A 24,253-nucleotide genomic window follows, 5' to 3' on the forward strand; every position below is an offset into this window, starting at 1 on the left:
CATGAAACGCGTATTGGTGGCCAATCGCGGCGCGGTCGCACGGCGCGTGATCCGGGCGCTGCGCGAGCTGGGCCTGGAGTCGGTGGCGGTGTATTCCGAGGCGGATCGCGACATGCCTTATCTGCGCGAGGCCGACCACGCCTGCCTGATCGGCCCGGCGCCGGCCGCGGCCAGCTACCTGGATGCGGCGGCGCTGCTGCGCGCGGCGCGCGAGCACGGTGCCGATGCCGTGCATCCAGGCTACGGCTTCCTGTCCGAGAGCGCCGAATTCGCCCAGGCGGTGGAGGATGCCGGCCTGACCTTCGTGGGCCCGTCGCCGCGCTGGATCCGCCTGCTGGGTCACAAGGTCCAGGCGCGCGAGGCCATGCGCGCGCGCGGCATGCCGATGGTGCCCAGCAGCGCGGTGCTGGGCGATGACCTGGATGCGGTGCGGCAGGCGGCCGCCGGGCTGGGCTATCCGGTGCTGGTCAAGCCGGCGGCGGGCGGCGGCGGCATCGGCATGGTGCCGCTGGCGGGGCCGGACGAGATCGCGACGCAGTGGCCGCGCGCCAGGGCCATGGCCGAGCGCGGCTTCGGGCGCGCCGACCTGTACCTGGAGAAACTGTTGCAGGCGCCGCGCCACGTGGAGTTCCAGTTCCTGGCCGACCGCCACGGCGGCGTGCGCTGCCTGTACGAGCGTGACTGCTCGACGCAGCGTCGCCACCAGAAAGTCATCGAAGAGGCGCCGGCGCCGGGCATCGCGCGCGCCGCGCTGCAGGCGATGGCCGCGCAACTGCAGGAGATCCTGGCGGGCCTGGGCTACGACGTGATCGGCACCGTCGAGATGCTGTATACGCCGCAGACCGGCTTCTCGTTCCTGGAGGTCAATACGCGCCTGCAGGTCGAGCACGCCGTCACCGAGCAGATTACCGGCGTGGACCTGGTGGCCGCCCAGTTGCGGCTGGCCGCGGGCGAACGCATCGACGCGGTGCTGCCGGCCGTGCCCGCGCCGGCGGGCCATGCCGTCCAGGCGCGCGTCTATGCCGAAGACCCGTTGCGTTTCCTGCCATCGCCCGGCCTGCTGCGGGCGTTCGAGCCACCGGCGCAGGACGGCGTGCGGGTCGAGACAGGCTATGCGGCCGGTTGCCGGGTCTCGAGCCACTATGACCCGTTGCTGGCCAAGGTGATTGCCCACGCGGCCACGCGGGACCAGGCGATCGACCGGCTCGGGCAGGCGCTGGCGGCATTCCGCGTCGAAGGCGTCAAGACCAATATTCCATTCGTCATGCGGGTGCTGGCGGACCCGGAGTTCCGGGCCGGGCGGCTGTCGACTGGCATGGCCGCCCGCGTGCTGGCCGCCGCCGACGCGCCCGCGCAGATTTCCTGAGGAGAACGCAATGAGCAAGTTGGAAACACCCGTGGGCGGCCGCGTCGTGTCGGTGGCCGTGAATGCCGGCGACCGCATTGCCGCGGGCGACGTCGTGGCCACGATCGAATCGATGAAAATGGAGATCCCGGTGGAGGCCGAGCGCGGCGGGACGGTCGTGCGCGTACTGGCGGCGCCGGGCGAAGAGGTCGACGAGGGCCGCGCGCTGCTGGAGCTGGAGTGAAGGCCATGCCCATCATTCGCACGGAAATGCGGGCGCAGGGCAGCGTGGCGCTGCTGACGCTCGACCACCCGCCGGTCAACAGCCTGGGCGCCGCCACGCGCCAGGAGCTGCACGCCGCCGTCGACGCCGCGCTGGCCGACCCGCAGGTCGTGGCGGTGGTGCTGGCGGGGGCCGGCAAGCTGTTTTGCGGCGGCGCCGAGATCCGCGAATTCAATACGCCGCAGTCGACCCGCGAGCCGACGCTGCGCGACATCGTCCGGCAGTTCGAGCGCGCCGCCAAGCCTATCGTGGCCGCCATTCATGGCATGGCGCTCGGCGGCGGACTGGAGCTGGCGCTCGGCTGCCACTATCGCGTGGCCCGGCAAGACGCCATGCTGGGCCTGCCCGAGGTGACACTGGGCATTCTGCCGGGCGGCGGCGGCACCCAGCGCCTGCCGCGCGCCATTGGCGTGGCGCGGGCGCTGGACATGATCGTCACGGGCGATCCGGTCGATGCGCGCACCGCGGCGCAATGGGGCCTGGTGGACGCGGTGTTCGAGGACGATCTGGTCGCCCGGGCGGTGGACTATGCGCGGCAGCAGGCCGGCGCCGCGCTCGACCAGCGGGTGCTGGGCGCGCGCCGCGCGGCGCCGCCGGCCGACGCGTCGGCCTATGAGCGGGCGCGCGCGCTGGGCGAACGGCGCTATCGCGGCTGCATCGCGCCGGCCGCTTGCGTGGATTGTGTCGAGCAAGCCGTGGCCAGCGATATCGACACGGGCCTGGCCTATGAGCGCCGGCGTTTCGTCGAACTGGTGGAAGGCGGGCAATCGCGCGCGCAACGGCATTTGTTCTTCGCCGAGCGGCAAGCCCAGAAGCTGCCCGCCGAGTGGCGCGGCGACCTGGCGTTCGCGACTGTCGGCGTGGTGGGCGCCGGCACCATGGGCGGAGGCATTGCCATGAGCCTGGCCAATGCCGGGATCGACGTGGTGCTGGTCGAGCGCGACGCGGCGGCCCTGGAGCGCGGCTGGGCCACCATCCAGAAGAACTATGCCGCCACCGTGGCCAAGGGCCGCCTGACCGGGGCCGAGCGCGACGCGCGCCTGGGCCGCATCCGCCGCAGCCTCGACATGGCGGAGCTGGCCGACGCGGACCTGGTGATCGAAGCGGCATTCGAGGACATGGCGGTCAAGCTCGATCTGTTCCGGGCGCTGGACCGGGCCTGCAAGCCGCAGGCGGTGCTGGCGTCGAACACGTCGCGCCTGGATATCGACACGCTGGCCGACGCCACCGCGCGGCCCGAGCGCGTGCTGGGCACGCACTTCTTCAGCCCCGCCAATGTCATGCGGCTGGTCGAGGTGGTGCGCGGGCAGCGCACCGGCGGCGCCGTCATTGCCTCGGTGTTCCGCCTGGCGCGCCGCATCGGCAAGCTGCCGGTGCTGGTCGGCGTGTGCGACGGCTTCGTCGGCAACCGCATGGTTAGCCCATATACCCGCGAGGCGCATTTCCTGCTGGAAGAGGGCGCCTCGCCGCAGCAGGTCGATGGCGCCCTGCAGCGCTTCGGCTTCGCCATGGGGCCGTTGCGCATGGCCGACATGGCCGGCCTGGACATCAGCTGGGCGGCGCGCAAGCGGCTGGCGCCCACCCGGCCGGCGCACCTGCGCTATTCGCGCGTGGCCGACAGCCTGTGCGAGCAGGGCAGACTGGGCCAGAAGACCGGCGCCGGCTTCTACCGCTATGCGCCGGGCAGCCGCGACCCGCTGCCCGATCCCGAGGTCGAGGCCCTGATCGTGCGCTGCGCGCGCGAGGACGGCATCGCGCGGCGCGCCATCAGCGATGCCGAGATCGTGCAGCGCACCGTGTATGCGCTGGTCAACGAAGGGGCGAAGATCCTGGAGGAAGGCATTGCCGCCCGCGCTTCGGATATCGACGTGATCTACGCCAACGGCTACGGCTTTCCCATGCACCGGGGCGGACCGATGTTCTACGCCAGCCAGGTGGGCCTGCCGGAAGTGCTGCAGACCATCGAGCGCTTCCATCGCGAACATGGCGAGCTGTGGACACCGGCGCCGCTGCTGCGGCGGCTGGCGCAGGAAGGCCGCGCTTTCGACGCCGCATGACCATGACCCACAGCCGCGGAGCGGACGCGACGCGCCTGCGCCGCTTCCCGCAGCAGATAGACAAAAGGAGACCCGCATGACTGACGCGATGCCCGGGCCCGGCCCGCAGGCGCGCTATTTTGCCGCGCTGGCCGCAGGTCGGTTCGAGATCCAGCGCTGCGACGCCTGCCAGGCGTGCCAGTTCTTTCCCCGCGCGATATGCATGCACTGCGGCGCCACCCGCTTGCAGTGGCTTCGGCCCAGCGGCCGCGGCACGGTGTATTCCACCAGCGTGGTGCGGCGCAAGCCCGAGGCGGGCGGCGACTACAACGTGGCGCTGGTCGACCTCGAAGAAGGGGTGCGCCTGATGAGCCGCGTCGAGGGACTGGCCCCGGGGGCGGTGCGCATCGGCATGGCCGTGCAGGCGCGGGTACGGTCCGAAGGGACGGAGCCATCGCTCTTTTTCGTGGCGCGGGAGGAAACATGAAGAACCTGGAGAACCTGCGTGGCCAAGTCGCCATCGTGGGAGTAGGGCACGCCGGCATCGGCGAAGCCCATGGCTATACCGAAATGGAGATTCTCGCGCAGGCCGCCGCCCGCGCCGTCGCCGACGCCGGCCTGTCGATGCGCGACATCGACGGCCTGGCGACCTGCAGCTCGTCGGCCACCATGTGGAGCATGCCGGTGGCCGAATACCTCGGCCTGCGGCCCCGCTACATCGAGGCGACCATGCTGGGCGGGTCCAGCTTCGTGGCGCATCTGCTGCCTTCGGTCATGGCCCTCGCGGCGGGCCAGTGCGACGCTGTGCTGGTGTGCTACGGCAGTACCCAGAGAACGGCCGCCTTTGGCCGCAAGGAAGGCGTCAAGGCGCGCGCCCTGCTCGATCCGCAGCCGTTCGAGCAGCCTTATGCGCCGCTCTCGCCGGTCACCTCCTATGCGCTGGCCGCCGCGCGGCACATGCACCAGTACGGCACCACGCGCGAACAGCTGGCCGAGGTGGCCGTGGCCGCGCGGCAGTGGGCCCGGCTCAATCCCGAGGCCGCCATGCGGGACCCCCTTTCCATCGACGACGTGCTGGGCGCGCGCATGGTGTCCGAGCCGCTGGGCGTGCGCGATTGCTGCCTGGTCACCGATGGCGCCGGCGCCTATGTGATGGTGCGCGCCGACCGCGCGCGCGATCTGGCGCAGTCGCCGGTGTATGTGCTGGGCAGCGCCACCGCGGTGTGGAACCGCCAGATATCCAGCATGGCGGACCTGACCGTCACCGCCGCCGCGGAATCGGGGCGGCGCGCTTTCGACATGGCCGGGTTGGGCGTGGACGATATCGACGTGGTCGAGTTGTACGACGCTTTCACCATCAATACCCTGCTGTTCCTGGAAGACCTCGGCTTCTGCCGCAAGGGCGAAGGCGGGGCGTTCGTGCAGGGCGGCGCCATTGCGCCGGGCGGGCGCCTGCCGGTCAACACCAACGGCGGCGGGCTGTCGTGCGTGCACCCCGGCATGTACGGCATCTTCCTCGTCATCGAGGCCGTGCGGCAGTTGCGCGCCCAGGCGGGCGAGCGCCAGGTCGCGGGCGCCGAGATCGCGCTGGTGCACGGCAACGGCGGCACGCTGTCCAGCCAGTCGACCGCCATCCTGGGCGGGCCGGCAGCGCGCTAGCCGCGGCCGCATCGCGAGGAGGACCGAGATGTTGGACAAGACTGTGGAATCGCTGCACGAGGCCGTGGCCGGCGTGCAGGACGGCGCCGTCGTGCTGGTCGGCGGCTTCGGCGCGTCGGGCGTGCCGACCGCCCTGATCTGCGCCTTGCTGGAACAGGGCGCGCGCGAACTGACGATCGTCAACAACAATGCCGGCAACGGCGCGCGCGGGCTGAGCCAGCTGATCGAAGCCGGACGCGTGCGCAAGATGATCTGCTCGTTCGCGCGCTCATCGGACCGCAAGAACCCCAACGCGGCGGCGTTCGCCGAGGCGTACCGCGCCGGGCGGATCGAGCTCGAATGCGTGCCGCAGGGCACCATGGCCGAGCGCATGCGGGCCGCGGGCGCCGGCATGGGGCCGTTTTTCACGCCCACGGCCTACGGCACCCCGCTGGCGCGCGGCAAGGAGACGCGCGTCATCGACGGCGTGGGTTATGTACTGGAAACGCCGCTCAAGGGCGATGTGGCGCTGGTCAAGGCGCAGCGGGGCGACCGCTGGGGCAACCTGGTGTACCGCTATGCCGGCCGCAATTTCGCGCCGGTGATGTGCATGGCGGCCACGCTGACCGTGGCGCAGGTCGACGAGATCGTGCCGCTGGGCGCCCTGGAGCCGCAGCATGTCATGACGCCGGGCATTTTCGTGCAGCGCGTAGTGCAGGCGGGAGACGGGCATGAACATTGAAAAACTGTCGCGTCGCGAAATCGCGCGACTGGTGGCGCAAGACATTCCGGACGGCGCCTATGTGAACCTGGGCATCGGTATTCCGACGCTGGTGGCCGGTTTCCTGCCGGCCGACCGCGATGTGATCCTGCATACCGAGAACGGTATCGTCGGGATGGGGCCGGGCGACCCCGCGCGGCCGCTCGACCTGGACCTGATCAATGCCAGCAAGGAGGCCGTGACCTTGCTGCCCGGCGCCTCGATCACCGACCACGTCGTGTCGTTCGCCATGATGCGCGGCGGCCATCTCGACCTGACGGTGCTGGGGGCGTTCCAGGTGTCGGGCCGCGGTGACCTGGCCAACTGGGATACCGGCGAACCCGGCACCATCCCGGCGGTGGGCGGCGCCATGGACCTGGCGGCCGGTGCGCGCCAGGTCTATATCACCATGGAACACACGACCAAGCAGGGCGCACCCAAGATCGTGCGGGAATGCAGCTATCCGCTGACCGGCGCCGGCGTGGTCGACCGCATCTACACGGACTTGGCCATCATTGACGTGACGCCGGCCGGGCTAGTGGCACGCGCCATGGCGGCCGGCCTGACGCTGGGCGCGCTGCAGGCCGTGACGGACTGCCCGTTGACGCTGGCGCCCCAGTGGCGCGAGCTGGGGCCCGGCGCGGCCTAGGGGGCTTGCTGGTACTCCCCGGTTGACAGGGAAAAATCGCCGTGCCTAGAATGTTCTTATAGAAAGAATAAACGTTCTGTACAAAAGAACGCATTGGAAGGAAGGAGACATGGAATCCCAGGCTTGCGCATCTTCGGGCCGGCAATTGGCGGCGCATTTCACGCGGGTCGCGGCGTCCTTCGCGCGGGCGCGGCCGTTCAACGCCGATATCCTGGTGCAGTTCGGTCCCACGCCGGTGCTGGCGCGAGTGCGCGACGGCGCCGTGGTCGGGCTGGAGACGCAGTTGCCGCCGCTGCTCTCCTGGGATTTCGCCGTGCGCGCGTCCGAGCGCGCCTGGCGCGAGTTCTGGCGCGCCGTGCCGGCGCCGGGCTGGCACGATCTGTTCGCGCTCGGCAAGCGGGGCGAACTGAGCGTCGAAGGCAATCTCCAGCCGCTGATGGCCAATCTGCAATATGTGAAGGATCTACTGGCGGCCGGCCGGGAGGGCCGGACATGAGCGCCGAGTTCGAGCCCATCGTGGGTCGCTATGTGCGCCTGGATATCGCCGGGCGACCCCACCGCGTCTATTTCGAGGAGGCGGGGCAGGGCATCCCGCTGGTCTGCCTGCATACCGCCGGCGCCGACAACCGCCAGTACCGCCATCTGATGTGCGACGACGCCGTCACCGGGCGGTTCCGCGTCATCGCGTTCGACCTGCCGTGGCACGGCAAATCCTACCCGCCCGAGGGCTGGCAGGACACCGAATACCGGCTGACCACCGAGCTTTATGTGCAGACCATCCTGGCCTTCTGCGAGGCGCTGGCCCTGGACCGGCCGGCGCTGATCGGCTGCTCCATCGGCGGGCGCATCGTGCTGGAATTGGCGCGCCTGCATGCCGCGCGCTTTCGCGCGCTGATCGGCGTGGAAGCCGCCGATTTCCAGCAGCCCTGGTACGACACCGCCTGGCTGCATCGCGGCGATGTGCATGGCGGCGAGGTCTGCGCGGCGCTGGTGTCCGGGCTGGTGGCGCCGCAGTCGCCGCCGGTGCATCGCCACGAGACGCTCTGGCAATACATGCAGGGCGGTCCCGGCGTGTTCCGCGGCGATTTGTATTTCTACCGCGTCGACGGCGACCTGCGGGGACGGCTGGACGGCATCCGCACCGACGCCTGCCCGCTGTACCTGCTGACCGGCGAATACGACTTTTCGTGCACGCCCGAGGATACGCTGCGCACCGCCGCGGCGATTGCCGGCGCGCAGGTCACCATCATGCGCGAAGTGGGGCATTTCCCCATGAGCGAGAACCCGCGGCAATTCCGCGGCTACCTGCTGCCCGTACTGGATGCCATCGCGGCCCGGGAGGGCCTGCCGCCCCCACAGGAGACAATATGAAAACGACCCCTATCGCCGCATTGCTGGCCTGCCTGGCCCTGCCGGCAGCCGTCCAGGCGCAGGAAACCCTCAAGATCGGCGCGCTGGTGACGCTGTCCGGCGCGGGCGCATCCTGGGGCCAGGGCATGAAGAACGCCGCCGAGATCGCCGCCGACCAGGTCAACCAGGCCGGCGGGCTGGAGGTAGGCGGCAAGAAGTACCAGGTCAGCGTGGTGGCCTACGACGACAAGTACCAGGCCAACGAAGCGGTCACCGTGGCCAACCGCCTGGTGTTCGAGGACAAGGTGCGTTACATCATCGGTCCGGTGGGCTCCGCGCCGGTGCTGGCCATCCAGCCCATCACCGAGAAGAACGGGGTCATCGTGATGACGCTGGGTTTCACCGCCAAGGCGCTGGGGCAGGGGAAGTCCTATACATTCCGCCCCAACGTCACCACCGCCGAAGTGTCGCAGCCGCAGATCGACTGGCTGGTCAAGGCGCAGGGCCTGAAGAAGGTGGGCGCGCTGTTCCCCAACGACGAGACCGGCCAGCAGATCGCCGCCGACCTTGAAGCGGCATACAAGCAGGCTGGCGCGACGCTGGCGGTCAAGGAATTCTTCGAACGCGACCGGGTCGACTTCGTGCCGCTGCTGACCCGCATGATGGCGCGCGGCATCGATGCGATCGAACTTGACGGCAATTCGCCCACCACGGCGGGCCTGATCGTCAAGCAGGCGCGCGAGCTCGGATTCGAGGGCAAGATCGTCCGCACCGGCGGGCCGGCCACGCAGGAAATCGTCAACGTGGCGGGCCAGGAGGCCGCCGAAGGCATGTTCGTGCATACGCCCGTCGATCCCGCGCTGCCATCCACCAAGGCCTATGCCGAGCGGTACGCGGCCAAGTACAAGCATGCAATGAACGGCTTCAGCCCGGCGTTCTATGACGGCACCAACATGCTGTTCGAGGCCATGCGGCGCGCCGGTACGGTGACCGACACGGCCAAGGTGCGCGACGAGCTGGAAAAAATCCGCGATTTTGCCGGCGCCTTGGGAAGCCTGAACTGGACCGGCAAGGCCATGTACGGCATCGGCCACCAATTGAATGCGCCGTTCTATGTGGCGGAAGTGCAGGGCGGCAAGGAAGTGATCCGGGCGCGCTGCACGGTCGAGGGATGCCAATAGGAGACGCACGTGGACTGGAGCATCCTGGCCGCGCAGGCGACCATCAACGGCCTGGTGGTCGGCCTGTTGTACCTGTTGATGGCGGTGGGCTTCACGCTGGTGTTCGGCGTGATGCGCATGGTGAACTTCGCGCACGGCGAGTTCTACATGCTGGGCGCATTCGGCGCCTATTTCCTGACCACCGGGCTGGATCTGCCGTTCCTGCCCGCGGTGGCGGCCACGTTCGCCGGCGCCGTCATCGCGGGGGCGTTGCTGGAATGGGCCGTGCTGCAGCCGTTCCGGCACGATGAACTCAACGGCATGATCGCCACCATCGGGCTGGCGATGATCCTGCAGAACCTGGCGCTGATGTTCTTCGGGCCCGATCCGTTGTCCATGCCCGCCGTGGCGCGCGGCGCCGTGCGGCTGGGCGCGGCGGTGGTGCCGGCCGCGCGCCTTTACGTGGTGGTGTTCGCGCTGGCGGTGCTGGCGCTGCTGTATGGGTTCCTGCGCTATTCGCGGCCGGGGCGCGCCCTGCGCGCCGTGGTCGAGGATTTCGAGATCGCGTCCATCCAGGGCATACGCGCGCGCATCTACTATCCGCTTGGATTCGGCCTTGGCGTCGGCCTGGCGGCGGTGGCCGGGGCGCTGATGGCGCCGTTGTTCTCGGTGTCGCCATTCGTGGGCGCCACGCCGCTGCTCAAGGCATTCATCGTCGTCATCCTGGGCGGGCTGGGCAGTATTCCCGGCGCCGCGGCGGCCGGCCTGCTGCTGGGCCTGGTGGAGAGCTACGCCAGCCTGTTCCTCAGCAGCAGCACCGCCGACATGCTGATTTTCGTCCTGGTGATCGCGATGCTGGTGGTGCGCCCCAAGGGCCTGCTCGGCAAGGGGGAGGCCTGACATGACTGCCTTGTCGCTGACTTCGCAAGCCCGGGGCCGTCCGGCCTGGCGGCTGGCGGGCGCCGCCGCGCTGGCCGCCGCGGCGGCGCTGCCGTGGTTCGGCAGCCCCTTCGTGCTGCACCTGGCGGTGCTGGCCGCCCTCAACGTGCTCATCGTCAACGGCCTGGCGCTGATCAGCCGCTGCGGCCAGCTTTCGCTGGGCCACGCCGCCTTCGTGGCGATCGGCGCCTATGCCTCGGTGCTGGCCGCCAGCCGCCTGGGCTGGAGCTTCGCCGCGGCGGCCTTGCTGGGCGCGGTCGCGGCCGGGCTGGTCGGCGGCGCGCTGGGCTGGGTGATCCTGCGCCTGCGCGGCGTGTACTTCGTGCTGGTGACCTTCGCGTTCGGCGAGCTGGTGCGGCTGGCCCTGCTCGACGGCGCGGGTTGGAGCGGCGGCGCCAACGGTATTGCCGGCATTCCCGCCGCCTCGCTGCTAGGCTATGCCTTCGACACGCGGTCCCGTTTCTATGGCCTGGCACTGGCGGCCGCGCTGCTGTCGAGCGCCGGCCTCTGGTGGCTGTTCCGGCGCCCGCTGGGCCACGCCATCGACGCCGTGCGCGACAATGCCGCGCTGGCCGAATCGACCGGCCTGAACGTGCACCGGCTGCAGGTATTGTGCTTCGTGGCCGGCTGCATGCTGGCCGCGCTGGGCGGCGCGCTGCAGGCGCGCTATATCGGCTTTGTCTCGCCGGAGTCGTTCAACACAGGTATATCGGTGGCGTTCGTCATCATGCTGGTCATCGGCGGGCGCCAGTCCGTCTGGGGGCCGCTGGTCGGCGCGCTGGTGTTGACCCCGCTGCCGGAGCTGTTCCGCGGCGCCGTGCAGACGCAGCATGTGTTCTATGGCGCGGCGCTGATCCTGATCCTGCGCTTCCTGCCGGACGGGCTGGCCGGCCTGGCGCGCCACCTGTCCAGGAGTTCCTCATGAGCGCCGCGCTTTTGCAGGTGGATGGCCTGTCGCGCCGGTTCGGCGGCCTGGCGGCGTTGCGCGGGCTGTCCTTTGCGGTGGCCGAGGGCGAGATCTTCGGGCTGATCGGCCCCAACGGCGCGGGCAAGACCACCGCATTCAACGTCATCAGCGGCAGCATGCCGCCCTCGACGGGTCGCGTGCGCTTCGCCGGCCGCGATATCGCCGGCGGGCCGCCCAGCCGCGCCGTGGCGGCCGGGCTGGCGCGCACGTTCCAGTCCACTTCCACCTATCCGGCGATATCGGTGGCCGAAAACGTGTATCGCGGCATGTTGTCGCGCATGGCGGGCTCGATGGCCGCGCGCCTGGGCGGCCGCCGCGATGCCACGCTGGCGCTGCGGCAGGTGGCTGACGAAGTGGACGGCATCCTGCGCATGACCGACCTGCTGGCGTGGCGCGATGCGCCGGCCGGCGCGCTGGCCTACGGCCTGCAGAAGAAGCTCGGCATCGCCGTGGCGCTGGCCGCGCGGCCGCGCATGCTACTGCTGGACGAGCCCGCCGCGGGGCTGAACCATGAAGAATGCCGGGAGCTGGGGCGCCTGCTACGCCGCCTGCGCGACGAGCAGGGCCTGACGCTGTTGCTGGTTGAGCACCACATGGCGCTGGTCATGGAGCTGTGCCAGCGCATCGTGGTGCTGGTGCAGGGCGAGAAAATCGCCGAAGGCACGCCGCGGCAGATCCGCGCGCATCCGGCCGTCATAGAAGCCTACCTGGGAGCTCCCGACTATGCCCATGCTTGAGGTCCGCAGCCTGACCGTGCGCTACGGTCCGCTGGAAGCCGTGCGCGGCATTGATTTCCGGGTCGAGGCTGGCCAGATCGTGGCGCTGGTCGGCTCCAACGGCGCGGGCAAGAGCACCACCCTGAAGGCCGTGATCGGCCTGGTGCGCGCGGCCGAAGGCGCGATCGAGCTGGACGGCCGCGATATCCGCGCGCAAGGCGCGGCGGCGCGCGTGGCTGCCGGAATCTCGCTGTCGCCGGAAGGGCGCCGCTTGTTCGGCCGCATGTCGGTGCGCGACAACCTGCTGGCGGGCGCGCACGGCGTGCGCTCGCGCGCCGTGGTGCGGCGCGGCCTGGATGAGGTCTATGCGCTGTTCCCGCGCGTGCACGAACGCCGGGGCCAGCTGGCCGGTTCGCTGTCGGGCGGCGAGCAGCAGATGGTAGCCATCGGCCGCGCGCTCATGGCCAACCCGCGGCTGCTGATGCTCGACGAGCCGTCGCTGGGCATTGCGCCCAAGATCGTCGGCGAGATCGCCGCGGCCATCGAACGCATCAACCGCGACAAAGGCATGGCCATCGTGCTGGTCGAGCAGAACGCCCGCCTGGCGCTGCGGCTGGCTCACCACGCCTACGCGCTGGAGCACGGCGAGGTGGTGCGCACCGGACGCGGGGTCGAACTGCTGGCCGATCCGTTCGTGCAGAAAGCCTACCTGGGGGTATGACCGATGGCACAGGCATCGGCGGGCGCCTGGCCCGAGTATGAGGTCTATGCGTTGCGCTACGCGCGCATGCCGCGCCGGCGCGCCGACAATTTCCTGGGCGGCGATCCGCACGACGGTCCCATGCCCATGGACTTCTTCGTCTGGCTGGTGCGCGGCGCGGGGCGCTGCGTGCTGGTCGATACCGGCTTCAACGCGGCAACCGCCGCGCGCCGCCGCCGCGACCTGCTGGGCTGCCCCATCGCGGGCCTGGCGCGCCTGGGCGTCGCGCCGGAACAGGTCCAGGACGTGGTGTTGACCCACTTGCACTACGACCATGCCGGCAACCTGGCCAAGCTGGCGGGCGCGCGGCTGCATGTGCAGGACGCCGAACTCGACTACGCCACCGGCCGCTGCATGTGCCACCCGCCGTTGCGCCATGCCTACGAGGTCGAGGACGTGGTGACGCTGGTGCGGCGCGTGTACCAGGACCGTGTGGTTTTTCACGACGGCGACGCCGTGCTGCACCCCGGCATCGAGCTGCTGAAGATCGGCGGCCATACCAAAGGGCTGCAGGCGGTGCGCGTGCATACCCGGCGCGGCTGGGTGGTGCTGGCGTCCGACGCCAGCCACTACTACGAAAACATGGAGTCCGGCCGGCCGTTCCCGATCGTGTTCAATGTGGCGGACATGCTGTCGGGCCACGTGCGCGTCCACCAGGCCGCCAGCAGCCCCGCGCACGTGGTGCCGGGGCACGATCCGCAGGTGCTGGCGCGCTACCCCGCCTACCGGGGCGACCCCGACATCGCCGTGCTGCACCAGCCGCCGGCGCCGGCGGACGCGCCCTGAGGCGCGCCGCGCGGCCTATTTGCCGGCGCGCGCGTACTCCATGTACAGCCGGTGCGCCCGCTGTGCCAGCGGGCCGTACGGCAGGGCGCGCTGTTCCACGCGGTTGACATGGACCACCTTGCCGTAGTTGCCGGTGGAGAATACCTCGTCGGCCTGCTCCACGTCGGCGCGCGTGAGGGCGCGCTCCTGCACGTCCACGCCATCGGCGCGCAGCAGGGCCAGTACGCGCTGGCGGGTGATGCCGTTGAGGAATGTGCCGTTGACGGCCGGGGTGGCCACGCGGCCGTCCTTGGCGATCCACAGGTTGGCGGTGGCGAATTCCGCCACGTTGCCGTCGCCGTCGAGCATGATGGCGTTGTCGAAGCCGCGCGCGGCCGCTTCGCGGATGGCGCGCTGCCCGTTGGGGTACAGGCACGATGCCTTGGCATCGGTGGGCGCCATGTTGGGCCAGGCGCGCACGAAACTGGAGAAGCAGGCCGAAAAGCCCTGGTCGCCCGGCATGGGCACCTTGAATACGTGCAGCACGAACTGCGTGCGCTCGGCGTCGGGCAGCAGGAAGCCGTCGGCACAGAAGAACATGGGCTTGATGTACAGCGCCTCGCCAGTCGGGAAGCGCGCCACGGCCTCCAGGCACAGGTCGCGGATGGCTTCCCAGCCGAGCTGCGGCTGCATCAGCATTTTCTCGGCCGAGCGCACCACGCGCTGGCAATGCAGGTCCAGGTCGGGCGTCAGGCCGTCGAAGGCGCGCGCGCCGTCGAACACCATGCTGGCCATCCAGAAGGCATGGTCGGCCGGGCCGAGCAACTTGGGGTTTTCGGTGGTCCAGCGGCCATCATGCCAGTAAAGCGCTTCCATGTCGGTCCTTCCTTGATCGGTTGCGCGCCGGAGGGCGCGGCGCCCGCGCAGCATACACCCGCGGGCGCCGCGCGCGCGAGCCTACAACTTGGCCTGGACCTTGCCGGCGACCTCGGCCGGCACCCACTGGCGCCAGACATCGGGGTACTTGCGCAGGAAGTACAGCGCGGCGTCGTCCGGCTCGGCGCCCTGGTTCTCGAGCCAGCCCAGGGTGTCGTCGATGGCCGGGCCCGGCACGCTGAGTTTTTCGAAAAACGCCTGCAGCCGCGGGGCCTGGCGGGCGAACTCGGCGTTCAGGCCGGTGACGACCTTGTTGGGCCTGAACTCGGTAGGCACCGGGTTCTCGCACTTGGGATCGGTCATGCAGGTATAGGCGGCCTGGTCGAACTTGGGTAATTGCAGCTTGACCAGGTCCAGCGAGCCGACCAGTGCGGTGGGTGTCCAGTAGTAGAAGACGATGTCGCGCTTGCGCTTGTAGGCCGATACGATGGCGGCTTTCTGCGCGGCGCCCGAGCCGGGCGCGAACATGCTGTACTGGTCTTCCAGGCGCAGCGCCTTGAGCAGGTTGGCGTTGAGCGTGCCGCACGCCCAGCCGGCCGGGCAGCCGTAGATGCGGCCGCGCGCGGGGTCTTCCGGGTCGGCGAAGACTTTGGCGTAGCGGGCCAGGTCGGCCGCGCTCTTCAGGTCGGGGTGGCGCTCTGCGGTGTAGCGCGGGATGTACCAGCCTTCGCCCGCGTCGAACACGTGGCCCGCGGCCAGCACCTTGCCCGATTTCAAGGCCTTGTCCCAGGCGACCTCGATCTGGCCGGGCCAGACTTCCGGGGTGACATCGACATCGCCGCGTTGCAGGGCGGCCAGCATGGCGAGGGTCTCGCCGATCTCGACCGACGTTTCGCAGCCGTAGCCATGCTCGACGATGAAGCGCTCGATACCCGCCAGCACCAGGTTGGATTCCCAGTTCAGGCCGCTGAAGCGCACCGGGCGGTCGACCTCGCACTGCGTGGCTGCCGCGGCGGGCGCCGCCCAGGCCAGGGGCGCGGCCGTGGCCAGCGCCGCCATGAAAGAAAGTAGGGATCGCGTCGCACGCATGGGCAATGTCTCCTGGGCTCGCGGTGGCCGAGGAGGCGCCCGCTGGATTTATTGTACGGGCATCGCGGCGCGTGCCCGCCGCCGTTGTACCAGCGCGTGCCATTCGCCCACGATGCCGCGGCGGAAGGCCAGCACGCAAATGACAAAGATCAGGCCGATCACGATCGTGACCGACTCGCCCAGCCGCAAGAACCAGCTATTGCCGGTGAGCTCGGCCATGAAGCGGCCGAAGTCGCCTACCTTGTTCTCGAGCAGCACCACGATGAAGGCGCCGAGGATCGGCCCGGTCAGGGTCCCGAGACCGCCGATCAGCGTCATCAGGATGACCAGCCCGGACATCTGCCAAGTGGCGTCGGACAAGGTGGCGGATACGAACACCAGCGTCTTGGTGGCGCCGGCCAGTCCGGCGATGGCGGCGGACAGCACGAAGGCCAGCAGCTTGAAGCGGTCCACGTCGTAGCCGAGCGACAGGGTGCGCGGCTCGTTCTCGCGCAGCGCCTTGAGCACCTGTCCGAAGGGCGAATGCACCGTGCGCCAGATGATGAAATAGCCCAGCGCGAAGACCGCCATCACCAGGTAATACAGGTTCAGGTCGCTGCGCAGGTCGATGAAGCCCAGCAGCGTGCCGCGCGGCACCCGTTGCAGTCCGTCTTCGCCGCCGGTGAATTCGGCCTGCAGGAAAAAGAAGAAAACCATCTGCGCCAGCGCCAGCGTGATCATGGCGAAGTAAATGCCGCTGCGCCGGATGGCCAACAGCCCCATCGCCAGGCCCAGCAGGGCCGCCACCAGCACGCCGAACAGCAGGCCCAGCTCGGTGGGCAAGCCCCATACTTTCAGCGCGTGGCCGGCCGCGTAGGCGGCGCTGCCCAGGAAGGCGGCGTGGCCGAACGACAGCAGGCCGGTGAAGCCCAGCAGCAGGTTGAATGCGCAGGCGAACAGCGCGTAGCACATGACCTTCATGGCGAAGATCGGATAGACGCCGATGAACGGCAGGATGGCCACGATGATGGCCGCTGCCGCGTAGCTGACAAGTTGGCGGTTCATTTCTCTTTTCCGAACAGCCCGGCGGGGCGCAGCAACAGGACGATGGCCATGATGATGAACACGACGGTGCTCGAGGCTTCCGGCCAGAATACCTTGGTCAGGCCCTCGATGACGCCGAGTCCCAGGCCGGTGAGGATGGCGCCCAGGATGGAGCCCATGCCGCCGATCACCACCACGGCGAACACCACGATGATCAGGTTCGAGCCCATCAGCGGCGAGATCTGCAGCACCGGCGCGGCCAGCACGCCGGCAAAGCCCGCCAGCGCCACGCCGAAGCCGTAGGTCAGGGTGACCATGCGCGGCACGTTCACGCCGAAAGCCTCGACCAGCTTGGGGTTCTCGGTGCCGGCGCGCAGCAGGGCGCCGAGTCGGGTGCGTTCAATGATGAACCAGGTAGCCAGGCAGACGGTGACCGATGCCACGACGACCCAGGCCCGGTAATTGGGCAGGATCATGAAGCCCAGGTTGGTGGCGCCGCGCAACAGGTCGGGCGTGGGGTAGGGCTGGCCGGAGACCCCGTAGAAGCTGCGGAACAGCCCTTCGATCAACAGTGTCAGCCCGAAGGTGAGCAGCAGGCCGTACAGGTGGTCCAGCTTGTACAGGTGCTTGAGCAGCAGCTTCTCGATCACGATGCCGAACAGGCCCACCACCAGCGGCGCCAGGATCAGCATGATCCAATAATTCAGCCCCAGGTACGAGAGGCCCATCCAGGCCACGAACGCGCCCAGCATGTACAGCGAGCCGTGCGCGAAATTGATGACGTTCAGCAGTCCGAAGATGACCGCCAGGCCCAATGACAGCATGGCGTAGAACGACCCGTTGACCAGGCCCAGCAGCAGTTGTCCTAGCAAGGCCTGTATGGGTATGCCGAAGATGTCGATCATGTCGGGAGAATCCTGCGCGTTCGGATGGATGCGTGCCGGTTCGCGGCGCGGCCCGGCCGGATTGGCACGGGCGCGCCGGAAGCTTCAGCGGATTACTTCTTGAAGACCTTGCAGGTCGATTCCGAGGGCTTGGTGTAGACCTCGTCGCCGGGCAGCGTCGCCACGACCTTGTAGTAGTCCCACGGGCCCTTGGATTCCTCGGGCGTCTTGACCTGCATGAGGTACATGTCATGGATCATGCGGCCGTCTTCGCGCACATAGCCGCCCTGGGCGAAGAAGTCGTTGATCTTGTTCGACTTCATCCACTTCATGAGCGCGTCGCCGTCGTCCGTGCCGGTTTCTTTCACGCCTTTCAGGTAGAACGATACGGAGGAGTAGTCGCCCGCCTGCAGCATGGACGGCTTGCGGCCGACCTTTTCCTCGAACTTCTTGGCCCAGGCGCGCGAGGCATCGGAGTGGTCCCAGTACCAGCCGGTGGTCAGGTACATGTTCTGCGTGGTCTTGAGCCCCAGCGAGTGCACGTCGTTGATGAAGACCAGCAGGCCGGCCATTTTCATGGTCTGCGTCACGCCGAATTCATTCGCGGCCTTGATCGAATTGATGGTGTCGCCGCCGGCATTGGCCAGGCCGAGGATCTGCGCCCCCGAGGCCTGCGCCTGCAGCAGGAAGGACGAGAAGTCGGCGGTCGACAGCGGCGCCCGCACCGCGCCCTTGATCTCGCCGCCGTTGGCCTTCACCACCGCGGTGGTGTCGCGCTCCAGCGCGTGGCCGAAGGCGTAGTCGGCGGTCAGGAAGAACCAGGTCTTGCCGCCGTTCTTCACGACCGCCGAGCCGGTGCCGCGCGCCAGCGCCACGGTATCGTAGGCGTAGTGCACGGTGTAGGGCGTACATTGCGCGTTGGTCAGGTCCGAGGCGCCCGGGCCGATGGCGATGAAGGGCTTTTTCTTCTCGGCCGCCACGGCCGCCATGGCCAGGTTGGTGGCGGAGTTGGTGCCGCCCACCAGCATGTCCAGGCCTTCCTGGTCGAACCACTCGCGCGCGCGGCTGGAAGCGATGTCGGCCTTGTTCTGGTGGTCGGCCGTCACCAGCTCGATCTTCTTGCCGTTGACCGCGCCGCCCGCGTCGGCGATTGCCATGCGGATGGCCTCTACGCCGGCCGGGCCGTCGATGTCGGAATACACGCCCGACATGTCCGTGATGAAACCGATGCGGATGACGTCGCCGGAGATGCCTTGCGCCTGGGCGGGTAGCCCGGCAAATCCCAGGCCGGCCAGGGCCAGCGCGGCAGTGATGTGATGCAGCTTCATGGGATGACTCCTCGCTTCTCTGTGGGGTGCCGATGGTGCGGCGGATGACAGGATTCCTATACGCCCAGCAGTTCGTTGAGCGTATCCTGCTTCTGTTGAAGTTCGCTGGCTTCGAAATGCTCGACGATCTGGCCGTGCTCCATGACATAGAAGCGGTCGGACAGCGGCGCGGCGAAGCGGAAATTCTGCTCGACCATCACGATGGTGTAGCCACGCTGTTTCAGCGCGGTGATCATGCGCGCCAGCGCCTGCACGATGACCGGCGCCAGGCCTTCCGATATTTCGTCCAGCAGCAGCAGGTTGGCGCCGGTGCGCAGGATGCGCGCCACCGCCAGCATCTGCTGCTCGCCGCCGGACAGGCGGGTGCCGGGCGAATTGCGGCGTTCGTGCAGGTTGGGAAACATGTCGTAGATTTCCGCCAGCGACATGCCGCCGCCGAGCGCGCCGCCCACGGCGGGCGGCAGCAGCAGGTTCTCCTCGCACGACAGGCTGGCGAAAATCCCGCGCTCCTCGGGGCAATAGCCGACACCCAGGTGCGCGATCTTGTAGGTGGGCAGGTCGACGGCCTCGGTGCCGTGGATGCGCACCGACCCCTTGCGGCTGCCGGTCAGGCCGAGAATGGCGCGCAGGGTGGTGGTGCGGCCGGCGCCGTTGCGCCCCAGCAGGGTGACGACCTCGCCGGGCGCGACGCGCATGTCGACGCCATGCAGGATGTGCGATTCGCCGTACCAGGCCTGCAGGCCGGAGATTTCCAATGCGGCGGTGGTACTCATGCGTGCGCTCCCTGCAATTCCCCCTCGGTGGTCCCCATGTAGGCCTGCATGACGGCGGGATGGCGCGACACTTCCGCGTAGGGGCCTTCGGCCAGCACCGAGCCGCGCGCCAGCACGGTGATGGTGTCGGCGATGGAGGACACCACGTTCATATTGTGTTCGACCATCAGGATGGTGCGGCCTCGGCCCACCCGCTTGATCAACTGCGTGACGCGGTCGACGTCCTCGTGGCCCATGCCCTGGGTGGGTTCGTCGAGCAGCATCAGTTCGGGTTCCATGGCCAGGGTGGTGGCGATCTCGAGGGCGCGCTTGCGGCCGTACGGCAGGTTGATGGTGGTCTCGTCGGCGAAGGCGGCCAGGTCGACCTGCTCGAGCAAGTCGCGCGCGGCCGGGTCGAGGCTGGTCAGCCGCTTTTCGCTTTTCCAGAAGTGGAATGACAGTCCCGTCTTGCGTTGCAGGCCGATGCGCACATTTTCCAGCACGGTCAGGTGCGGGAACACGGCCGAAATCTGGAACGACCGGATAATGCCGCGCCGCGCAATCTGCGCGGGGCGTTCGCCGGTGATGTCGATGCCGTTGTAGACGATGCGGCCGGAGGTGGGCGACAGGAATTTGGTCAGCAGGTTGAAGCAGGTGGTCTTGCCTGCGCCGTTGGGCCCGATCAGGGCATGGATCTGGCCGCGCTTGACACGCAGATCGACCCCGTTGACCGCGACGAAGCCGCGAAATTCTTTCGTGAGGCCTTTTGTCTCCAGGATAATGTCATCCATGTCCGCGGTACCGCCCTGGGATTTTTTTTAAGAGTTGCCGGCGAGTATGCGGACCTATCCCCCAAAATGCCATGAGGGTTTTTCATAGGTATTGCGCTGCGGCATGCGACATTGTCGGGCGGCCGACAATGTCGCGGGGAATCCCTGTTCAGGGCAGGGTTTTCTGCTTGTATTCGCACAAGTCCGCAATGCCGCACTGCGGGCATTTCGGCTTGCGCGCCACGCAGACGTAGCGGCCGTGCAGGATCAGCCAGTGGTGGGCGTCCTGCATGTATTCAGCCGGTACGAATTTTTCCAGTTTGTGTTCGACTTCCAGCACGTTCTTGCCGGGGGCGATGCCGGTGCGGTTCGAGACGCGGAAAATGTGGGTGTCGACCGCCATGGTCGGCTGGCCGAACGCGGTGTTCAGGACCACATTGGCGGTCTTGCGGCCGACCCCGGGCAGCGCCTCCAGCGCCTCGCGCGAGGTCGGGACCTCGCCGCCATGGCGTTCGATCAGCAGCCTGCAGGTGGCGATCGCGTTCTTGGCCTTGGTACGGTACAGCCCGATGGTCTTGATGTACTCCGCCAGGCCTTCCTCGCCCAGCTCCAGCATGGCTTGCGGCGTGCCGTGGCGGGGGAAGAACTTGCGCGTGGCCAGGTTGACCGATTTATCGGTGGCCTGCGCCGACAGCAGCACCGCGATCAGCAACTGGAACGGCGTGTCGTATTCCAGTTCGGTGGTCGGGTGCGGGTTGGCCGCCTGCAGGCGGGCGAAGATGGCGCGTCGTTTGGTGGCGTTCATGTGGACGGAGAGGTGCGGCGGGCGCGCGCGCGCGCCAGGGCCGACTCGATGGCGGCGCGCTTGCGCGCCTCGTCGTCGGGCCGGGTGGCGGCCGGCGGCGGCCCGGGCGGGGTGTCGGCGGCCGCGGTCAGGCGCATGTTGTCGGCGGTTTCGCGCGCCAGGCGGTCCTGGCGGGCGCGATGGCGCTGGCGCGCCGCCCGGGCATCGTCCGGCGTCCAGGCGCGGCCCGCCGGCACCATGGCGATGCAGTCCACCGGACAGGGCGCCACGCACAGATCGCACCCCGTGCACCAGTCGGCCAGCACGGTGTGCATGCGCTTGTTGGCGCCCACGATGGCATCGACCGGACAGGCGCGGATGCACAGCGTGCAGCCGATGCAATGGGTCTCGTCGATGCGCGCCACTGTCAGGGGGCCCGGCGTGCCGCGCGACAGGTCCAGCGGCAACGCGGCGGTGTCGAGCAGCTCGGCCAGCGCCGCGATGCCTGCCTCGCCGCCGGGCGGGCAGCGGTTGATCGGCGCGGCGCCGTCGGCAATGGCCTGGGCATACGGCCGGCAGCCGTCATAGCCGCATTTGGTGCACTGCGTCTGCGGCAGCAGGGCATCGATGCGGTCGGCAAGGGAAAGACAGGGCATGGCGGGTGAGGCGGGGAGGCGGGCCGGCGGGCCCGTGGGCCCGCGGGCGCTATGCCTGGCGGATGAATTCGGCGATTTTAGGACAGATCGTCTCGCGCCAGCGGCGGCCCGAGAAAATGCCGTAATGGCCGCAGCCGGCCGCCATGTAGTGGCGCTTGCGGGCGGCCGGGATGCCGCGGCACAGCCCGATGGCGGCGCGGGTCTGGCCCTGCCCGGAGATGTCGTCGAGCTCGCCTTCGATGGTCAGCAGCGCCACGTCCTTGATGTCGGCCGGGCGCACCGGCTGGCCATCGACCTGCCAGGTGCCGCTGGGCAGCTGGAATTCCTGGAAGACCATGCGGATGGTGTCCAGGTAGAACTCGGCCGGCATGTCGAGCACGGCGTTGTATTCGTCGTAGAAACGCCGGTGCGCCGCGGCATCGCCGTCGTCGCCGCGCAGCAGGTCGAGGTAGAAATCGTAGTGGGACTTGAGATGCCGGTCGGGGTTCATGGCGACGAAGCCGGCATGCTGCAGGAAGCCCGGGTAGACGCGCCGGCCGGCGCCGGGGTAGCGCGCCGGCACCGTGTCGATGAGCTGCTTCTCGAACCAGCTGTAGGGCTTGGTGGTGGCCAGGCGGTTGACCTGGGTGGGCGACTGGCGCGGATCGATCGGGCCGCCCATCATCACCATGCTGCGCGGCCGGGCCGGATCGCCGGTCGAGGCCATGAGCGAGATCGCCGCCAGCACCGGCACGGTGGGCTGGCACACCGAGATCACATGCGTGTCGGGCCCCAGGTGGCGCAGAAAGTCCTGGATGTAGCGGACATAGTCGTTCAGGTGGAACGGGCCCGCCGCGGCCGGCACCATGCGGGCATCGACCCAGTCGGTGACATAGACATCGTGCGCCGGCAGCAGCGCGCGCACGGTGTCGCGCAGCAGCGTTGCGTGGTGGCCCGACAGCGGCGCCACCAGCAGCACGCGAGGGTCGGCGCGCCGCGCGGCGCGCTGGAAGTGCAGCAGCCGACAGAACGGCAGGTCCTGGGCCACGGCTTCGGTGACGCGCACTTGCTCGCCATCGATGTGCGTGAAGGGCAGGTTCCAGAGCGGCTTGTGATATTCCTTGCCGAGCCGGTGCATGAGCTCGCAACTGGCCGCCAGCTGGCGCGACAACGGTGTATACGCCAGCGGGCTGTAGGGGCTGGAGAACAGTTGCGAACCGGCGTCGGTGAAAGCGGCGAAGGGCGTCAGGAAGGCCCGCTGCATTTCATGCAAGTGGTACAGCATGTGGCGAGAATCCTCTGGGAGCTGGAATGATTATTACCGGCGCGTGTAAGGATATATCCAATTCGTCTAGCGAACCGGTACCAATCGGGCCAATTCTGTTGTGAAAATGCGACCGCCGCGCGCCGGCGGGCGTGTGTTACCAGTAATTCTCGACCGCCAGGTTGCCCGGGACGCCGCGCCGCCCGGGAGCGAATCCGCGCCCGGCCAGCAGCTTGCGGGCGTCGGCCAGCATGGCCGGATTGCCGCACAGCATGATCCTGGAGCGTTCGGGATCGAGGGTTTCGCCGGCCAGGCGCTCGAGCCCGCCATCGGCGATGAGGGTGGTCAGGCGCGCCTGCGGAGTGTCCGGCAGCGCCTCGCGTGTGGCGACAGGCAGGTAGACGAGCTTGCGCGGGTCTTCCTGGAAATAGCGCGCGTAGGCCGGTTGGCGGTGCCACTGCAGGATTTCGTCGCGGTACGCCAGTTCCTGGGCCGTGCGCACGCCGTGGACCAGGATGATGCGCCGGAACGCCTGCCAGGTGGCGGGATCGCGCAGGATGGACAGATAGGCCGACAGGCCGGTGCCGGTGGCCAGCAGCCACAGGTCGCCGCCCGGGGCGAAGCGGTCGATGGTCAGGAAGCCGAACGGGTTTTTCTCGATGTACAGCGCGTCGCCCGGCTGCAATTGCGCCATGCGCGGGCTGAACAGGCCCTCGGGCACCACGATGGAATAGAACTCCAGGCCGTCTTCATGCGGGGCGGACACCATGGAATAGGCGCGCCACAGCGTCGGCGGGCCATCGGGGGCTTCGGCGCCGGGCAGGCCCACGCGGGCGAACTGGCCGGCCTGGAACTGGAACGCCGGGTCGCGGGTCACGCATAGCGAGAACAGCTTGCCGGGAACCCAGGTCCGTACTTCGGTGACGGTCTGGCGCGTGTATTTGGAATCGGTCATCAGCTCGGGGCGGGGCGCGCCGTGGCGCGCGGCGCGGCCAGCTTATTTTTCCAGGTATTGCAGCTTGTCCTGCACGCCGTTCCAGTCGTCGGCATCGGGCAGCGGTTTCTTGGCGCGGCTGATGGGGGCGAACTCGGGGGTCAATTCGGCGTTCAGGGCGATGAACTGGACTTGGTCCTGGGGCACGTCCTCTTCGGCGTAGATGGCATTGGCCGGGCATTCGGGAATGCAGACCGCGCAATCGATGCACTCGTCGGGGTCGATCACCAGGAAGTTGGGGCCTTCACGGAAACAGTCTACGGGGCACACGTCGACGCAATCGGTGTACTTGCATTTGATACAGTTTTCGGTAACGACGTGGGTCATTCAGGACTCCGGAGACGAGCAACAGCTTTTTGGCCTTTGCAAGATTTTACCCAAATGCGGGCGGGCGGGGCGGCCATAACCCTGGCCGCGGTAGTGCCGTGGCCGGCCGGGAAGCCGTGTTTGCTTATGCTATGGTGTGAGGAAACGAACCGCGCAACC

General features: G+C 68.6%; 27 protein-coding genes. 15 read left to right on the plus strand and 12 right to left on the minus strand.

Annotated features, from left to right (window positions below):
- Window position 1 precedes the first annotated feature (1 nt).
- From ACKTT0_RS14995 to ACKTT0_RS15065, 15 genes are all read left to right on the plus strand, one after another.
- A complete protein-coding gene (locus ACKTT0_RS14995; RefSeq protein ID WP_407850639.1) occupies window positions 2–1,366 on the plus strand; it encodes an acetyl-CoA carboxylase biotin carboxylase subunit in 1,365 nt (454 codons plus the stop codon).
- Between the two features lie 10 nt (window positions 1,367–1,376).
- Window positions 1,377–1,589, plus strand: coding sequence for an acyl-CoA carboxylase biotin carboxyl carrier protein subunit (locus ACKTT0_RS15000; protein ID WP_407850640.1), 213 nt, complete (start codon window positions 1,377–1,379; stop codon window positions 1,587–1,589).
- Window positions 1,590–1,594: 5 nt separating this feature from the next.
- The gene (locus ACKTT0_RS15005; protein ID WP_407850641.1) at window positions 1,595–3,685 is read left to right on the plus strand and encodes a 3-hydroxyacyl-CoA dehydrogenase NAD-binding domain-containing protein; all 2,091 of its coding nucleotides are present in this window, start codon (window positions 1,595–1,597) and stop codon (window positions 3,683–3,685) included.
- A gap of 76 nt (window positions 3,686–3,761) precedes the next feature.
- Entirely contained in the window at window positions 3,762–4,151 is a 390-nt protein-coding gene (locus tag ACKTT0_RS15010; protein ID WP_407850642.1) for a Zn-ribbon domain-containing OB-fold protein, read from the plus strand.
- On the plus strand, window positions 4,148–5,323 hold the full coding sequence (locus ACKTT0_RS15015) for a thiolase (RefSeq protein WP_407850643.1): 1,176 nt from the start codon (window positions 4,148–4,150) through the stop codon (window positions 5,321–5,323). The genes ACKTT0_RS15010 and ACKTT0_RS15015 overlap by 4 nt, the downstream gene beginning before the upstream one ends.
- Window positions 5,324–5,351: 28 nt before the next feature.
- A complete protein-coding gene (locus ACKTT0_RS15020; protein ID WP_407850644.1) occupies window positions 5,352–6,044 on the plus strand; it encodes a 3-oxoacid CoA-transferase subunit A in 693 nt (230 codons plus the stop codon).
- Window positions 6,034–6,711, plus strand: a complete 678-nt coding sequence (locus ACKTT0_RS15025; protein ID WP_407850645.1) for a 3-oxoacid CoA-transferase subunit B — start codon at window positions 6,034–6,036, stop codon at window positions 6,709–6,711. Before ACKTT0_RS15020 ends, ACKTT0_RS15025 begins: the two co-directional genes overlap by 11 nt.
- A 109-nt stretch (window positions 6,712–6,820) precedes the next feature.
- Window positions 6,821–7,207, plus strand: a complete 387-nt coding sequence (locus ACKTT0_RS15030; protein ID WP_407850646.1) for a hypothetical protein — start codon at window positions 6,821–6,823, stop codon at window positions 7,205–7,207.
- The gene (locus ACKTT0_RS15035; protein WP_407850647.1) at window positions 7,204–8,082 is read left to right on the plus strand and encodes an alpha/beta fold hydrolase; all 879 of its coding nucleotides are present in this window, start codon (window positions 7,204–7,206) and stop codon (window positions 8,080–8,082) included. Before ACKTT0_RS15030 ends, ACKTT0_RS15035 begins: the two co-directional genes overlap by 4 nt.
- Window positions 8,079–9,242 carry an ABC transporter substrate-binding protein gene (locus ACKTT0_RS15040; RefSeq protein ID WP_407850648.1) on the plus strand — a complete coding sequence of 388 codons (1,164 nt, stop codon included), beginning with the start codon at window positions 8,079–8,081 and terminating at the stop codon, window positions 9,240–9,242. The genes ACKTT0_RS15035 and ACKTT0_RS15040 overlap by 4 nt, the downstream gene beginning before the upstream one ends.
- A 9-nt stretch (window positions 9,243–9,251) precedes the next feature.
- Entirely contained in the window at window positions 9,252–10,121 is an 870-nt protein-coding gene (locus ACKTT0_RS15045; RefSeq protein ID WP_407850649.1) for a branched-chain amino acid ABC transporter permease, read from the plus strand.
- A 1-nt stretch (window position 10,122) separates the two neighbouring features.
- A complete protein-coding gene (locus ACKTT0_RS15050) occupies window positions 10,123–11,085 on the plus strand; it encodes a branched-chain amino acid ABC transporter permease (RefSeq protein WP_407850650.1) in 963 nt (320 codons plus the stop codon).
- Window positions 11,082–11,864 carry an ABC transporter ATP-binding protein gene (locus ACKTT0_RS15055; RefSeq protein ID WP_407850651.1) on the plus strand — a complete coding sequence of 261 codons (783 nt, stop codon included), beginning with the start codon at window positions 11,082–11,084 and terminating at the stop codon, window positions 11,862–11,864. Before ACKTT0_RS15050 ends, ACKTT0_RS15055 begins: the two co-directional genes overlap by 4 nt.
- Window positions 11,851–12,564, plus strand: a complete 714-nt coding sequence (locus tag ACKTT0_RS15060) for an ABC transporter ATP-binding protein (protein ID WP_407850652.1) — start codon at window positions 11,851–11,853, stop codon at window positions 12,562–12,564. The genes ACKTT0_RS15055 and ACKTT0_RS15060 overlap by 14 nt, the downstream gene beginning before the upstream one ends.
- 3 nt (window positions 12,565–12,567) lie before the next feature.
- A complete protein-coding gene (locus tag ACKTT0_RS15065) occupies window positions 12,568–13,389 on the plus strand; it encodes an N-acyl homoserine lactonase family protein (RefSeq protein WP_407850653.1) in 822 nt (273 codons plus the stop codon).
- Between the two features lie 15 nt (window positions 13,390–13,404).
- Here the strand turns inward: ACKTT0_RS15065 and ACKTT0_RS15070 are convergent, their stop codons facing one another.
- The 12 genes from ACKTT0_RS15070 to fdxA form a co-directional block, all read right to left on the minus strand.
- On the minus strand, window positions 13,405–14,244 hold the full coding sequence (locus ACKTT0_RS15070; RefSeq protein WP_407850654.1) for a branched-chain amino acid aminotransferase: 840 nt from the start codon (window positions 14,242–14,244) through the stop codon (window positions 13,405–13,407).
- 81 nt (window positions 14,245–14,325) lie between these two features.
- A complete protein-coding gene (locus ACKTT0_RS15075) occupies window positions 14,326–15,333 on the minus strand; it encodes an ABC transporter substrate-binding protein (protein WP_407850655.1) in 1,008 nt (335 codons plus the stop codon).
- Window positions 15,334–15,381: 48 nt separating this feature from the next.
- Window positions 15,382–16,377, minus strand: a complete 996-nt coding sequence (locus tag ACKTT0_RS15080) for a branched-chain amino acid ABC transporter permease (RefSeq protein ID WP_407850656.1) — start codon at window positions 16,375–16,377, stop codon at window positions 15,382–15,384.
- Window positions 16,374–17,261: a branched-chain amino acid ABC transporter permease gene (locus ACKTT0_RS15085; protein WP_407850657.1), complete on the minus strand. Its 888-nt coding sequence runs from the start codon at window positions 17,259–17,261 to the stop codon at window positions 16,374–16,376. Before ACKTT0_RS15085 ends, ACKTT0_RS15080 begins: the two co-directional genes overlap by 4 nt.
- A gap of 92 nt (window positions 17,262–17,353) precedes the next feature.
- Window positions 17,354–18,568, minus strand: a complete 1,215-nt coding sequence (locus ACKTT0_RS15090; RefSeq protein WP_407850658.1) for an ABC transporter substrate-binding protein — start codon at window positions 18,566–18,568, stop codon at window positions 17,354–17,356.
- A 56-nt stretch (window positions 18,569–18,624) separates the two neighbouring features.
- A complete protein-coding gene (locus ACKTT0_RS15095; RefSeq protein ID WP_407850659.1) occupies window positions 18,625–19,341 on the minus strand; it encodes an ABC transporter ATP-binding protein in 717 nt (238 codons plus the stop codon).
- Window positions 19,338–20,111 carry an ABC transporter ATP-binding protein gene (locus ACKTT0_RS15100; protein ID WP_407850660.1) on the minus strand — a complete coding sequence of 258 codons (774 nt, stop codon included), beginning with the start codon at window positions 20,109–20,111 and terminating at the stop codon, window positions 19,338–19,340. Before ACKTT0_RS15100 ends, ACKTT0_RS15095 begins: the two co-directional genes overlap by 4 nt.
- Window positions 20,112–20,259: 148 nt before the next feature.
- A complete protein-coding gene (gene nth / locus ACKTT0_RS15105; RefSeq protein ID WP_407850661.1) occupies window positions 20,260–20,895 on the minus strand; it encodes an endonuclease III in 636 nt (211 codons plus the stop codon).
- Complete coding sequence (rsxB, locus tag ACKTT0_RS15110; RefSeq protein ID WP_407850662.1) at window positions 20,892–21,530, minus strand: electron transport complex subunit RsxB; 639 nt, start codon at window positions 21,528–21,530, stop codon at window positions 20,892–20,894. The genes nth and rsxB overlap by 4 nt, the downstream gene beginning before the upstream one ends.
- Window positions 21,531–21,579: 49 nt before the next feature.
- On the minus strand, window positions 21,580–22,794 hold the full coding sequence (locus ACKTT0_RS15115) for a polyhydroxyalkanoate depolymerase (RefSeq protein ID WP_407850663.1): 1,215 nt from the start codon (window positions 22,792–22,794) through the stop codon (window positions 21,580–21,582).
- 136 nt (window positions 22,795–22,930) lie between these two features.
- The gene (locus ACKTT0_RS15120; protein ID WP_407850664.1) at window positions 22,931–23,728 is read right to left on the minus strand and encodes a ferredoxin--NADP reductase; all 798 of its coding nucleotides are present in this window, start codon (window positions 23,726–23,728) and stop codon (window positions 22,931–22,933) included.
- Between the two features lie 42 nt (window positions 23,729–23,770).
- Window positions 23,771–24,094: a ferredoxin FdxA gene (fdxA, locus tag ACKTT0_RS15125; RefSeq protein WP_028356384.1), complete on the minus strand. Its 324-nt coding sequence runs from the start codon at window positions 24,092–24,094 to the stop codon at window positions 23,771–23,773.
- Window positions 24,095–24,253: the final 159 nt, after the last annotated feature.

The sequence above is a fragment of the Bordetella saccharivorans genome (genome assembly GCF_045862855.1).
Taxonomy (GTDB): Bacteria; Pseudomonadota; Gammaproteobacteria; order Burkholderiales; family Burkholderiaceae_B; genus Bordetella_A; species Bordetella_A petrii_F.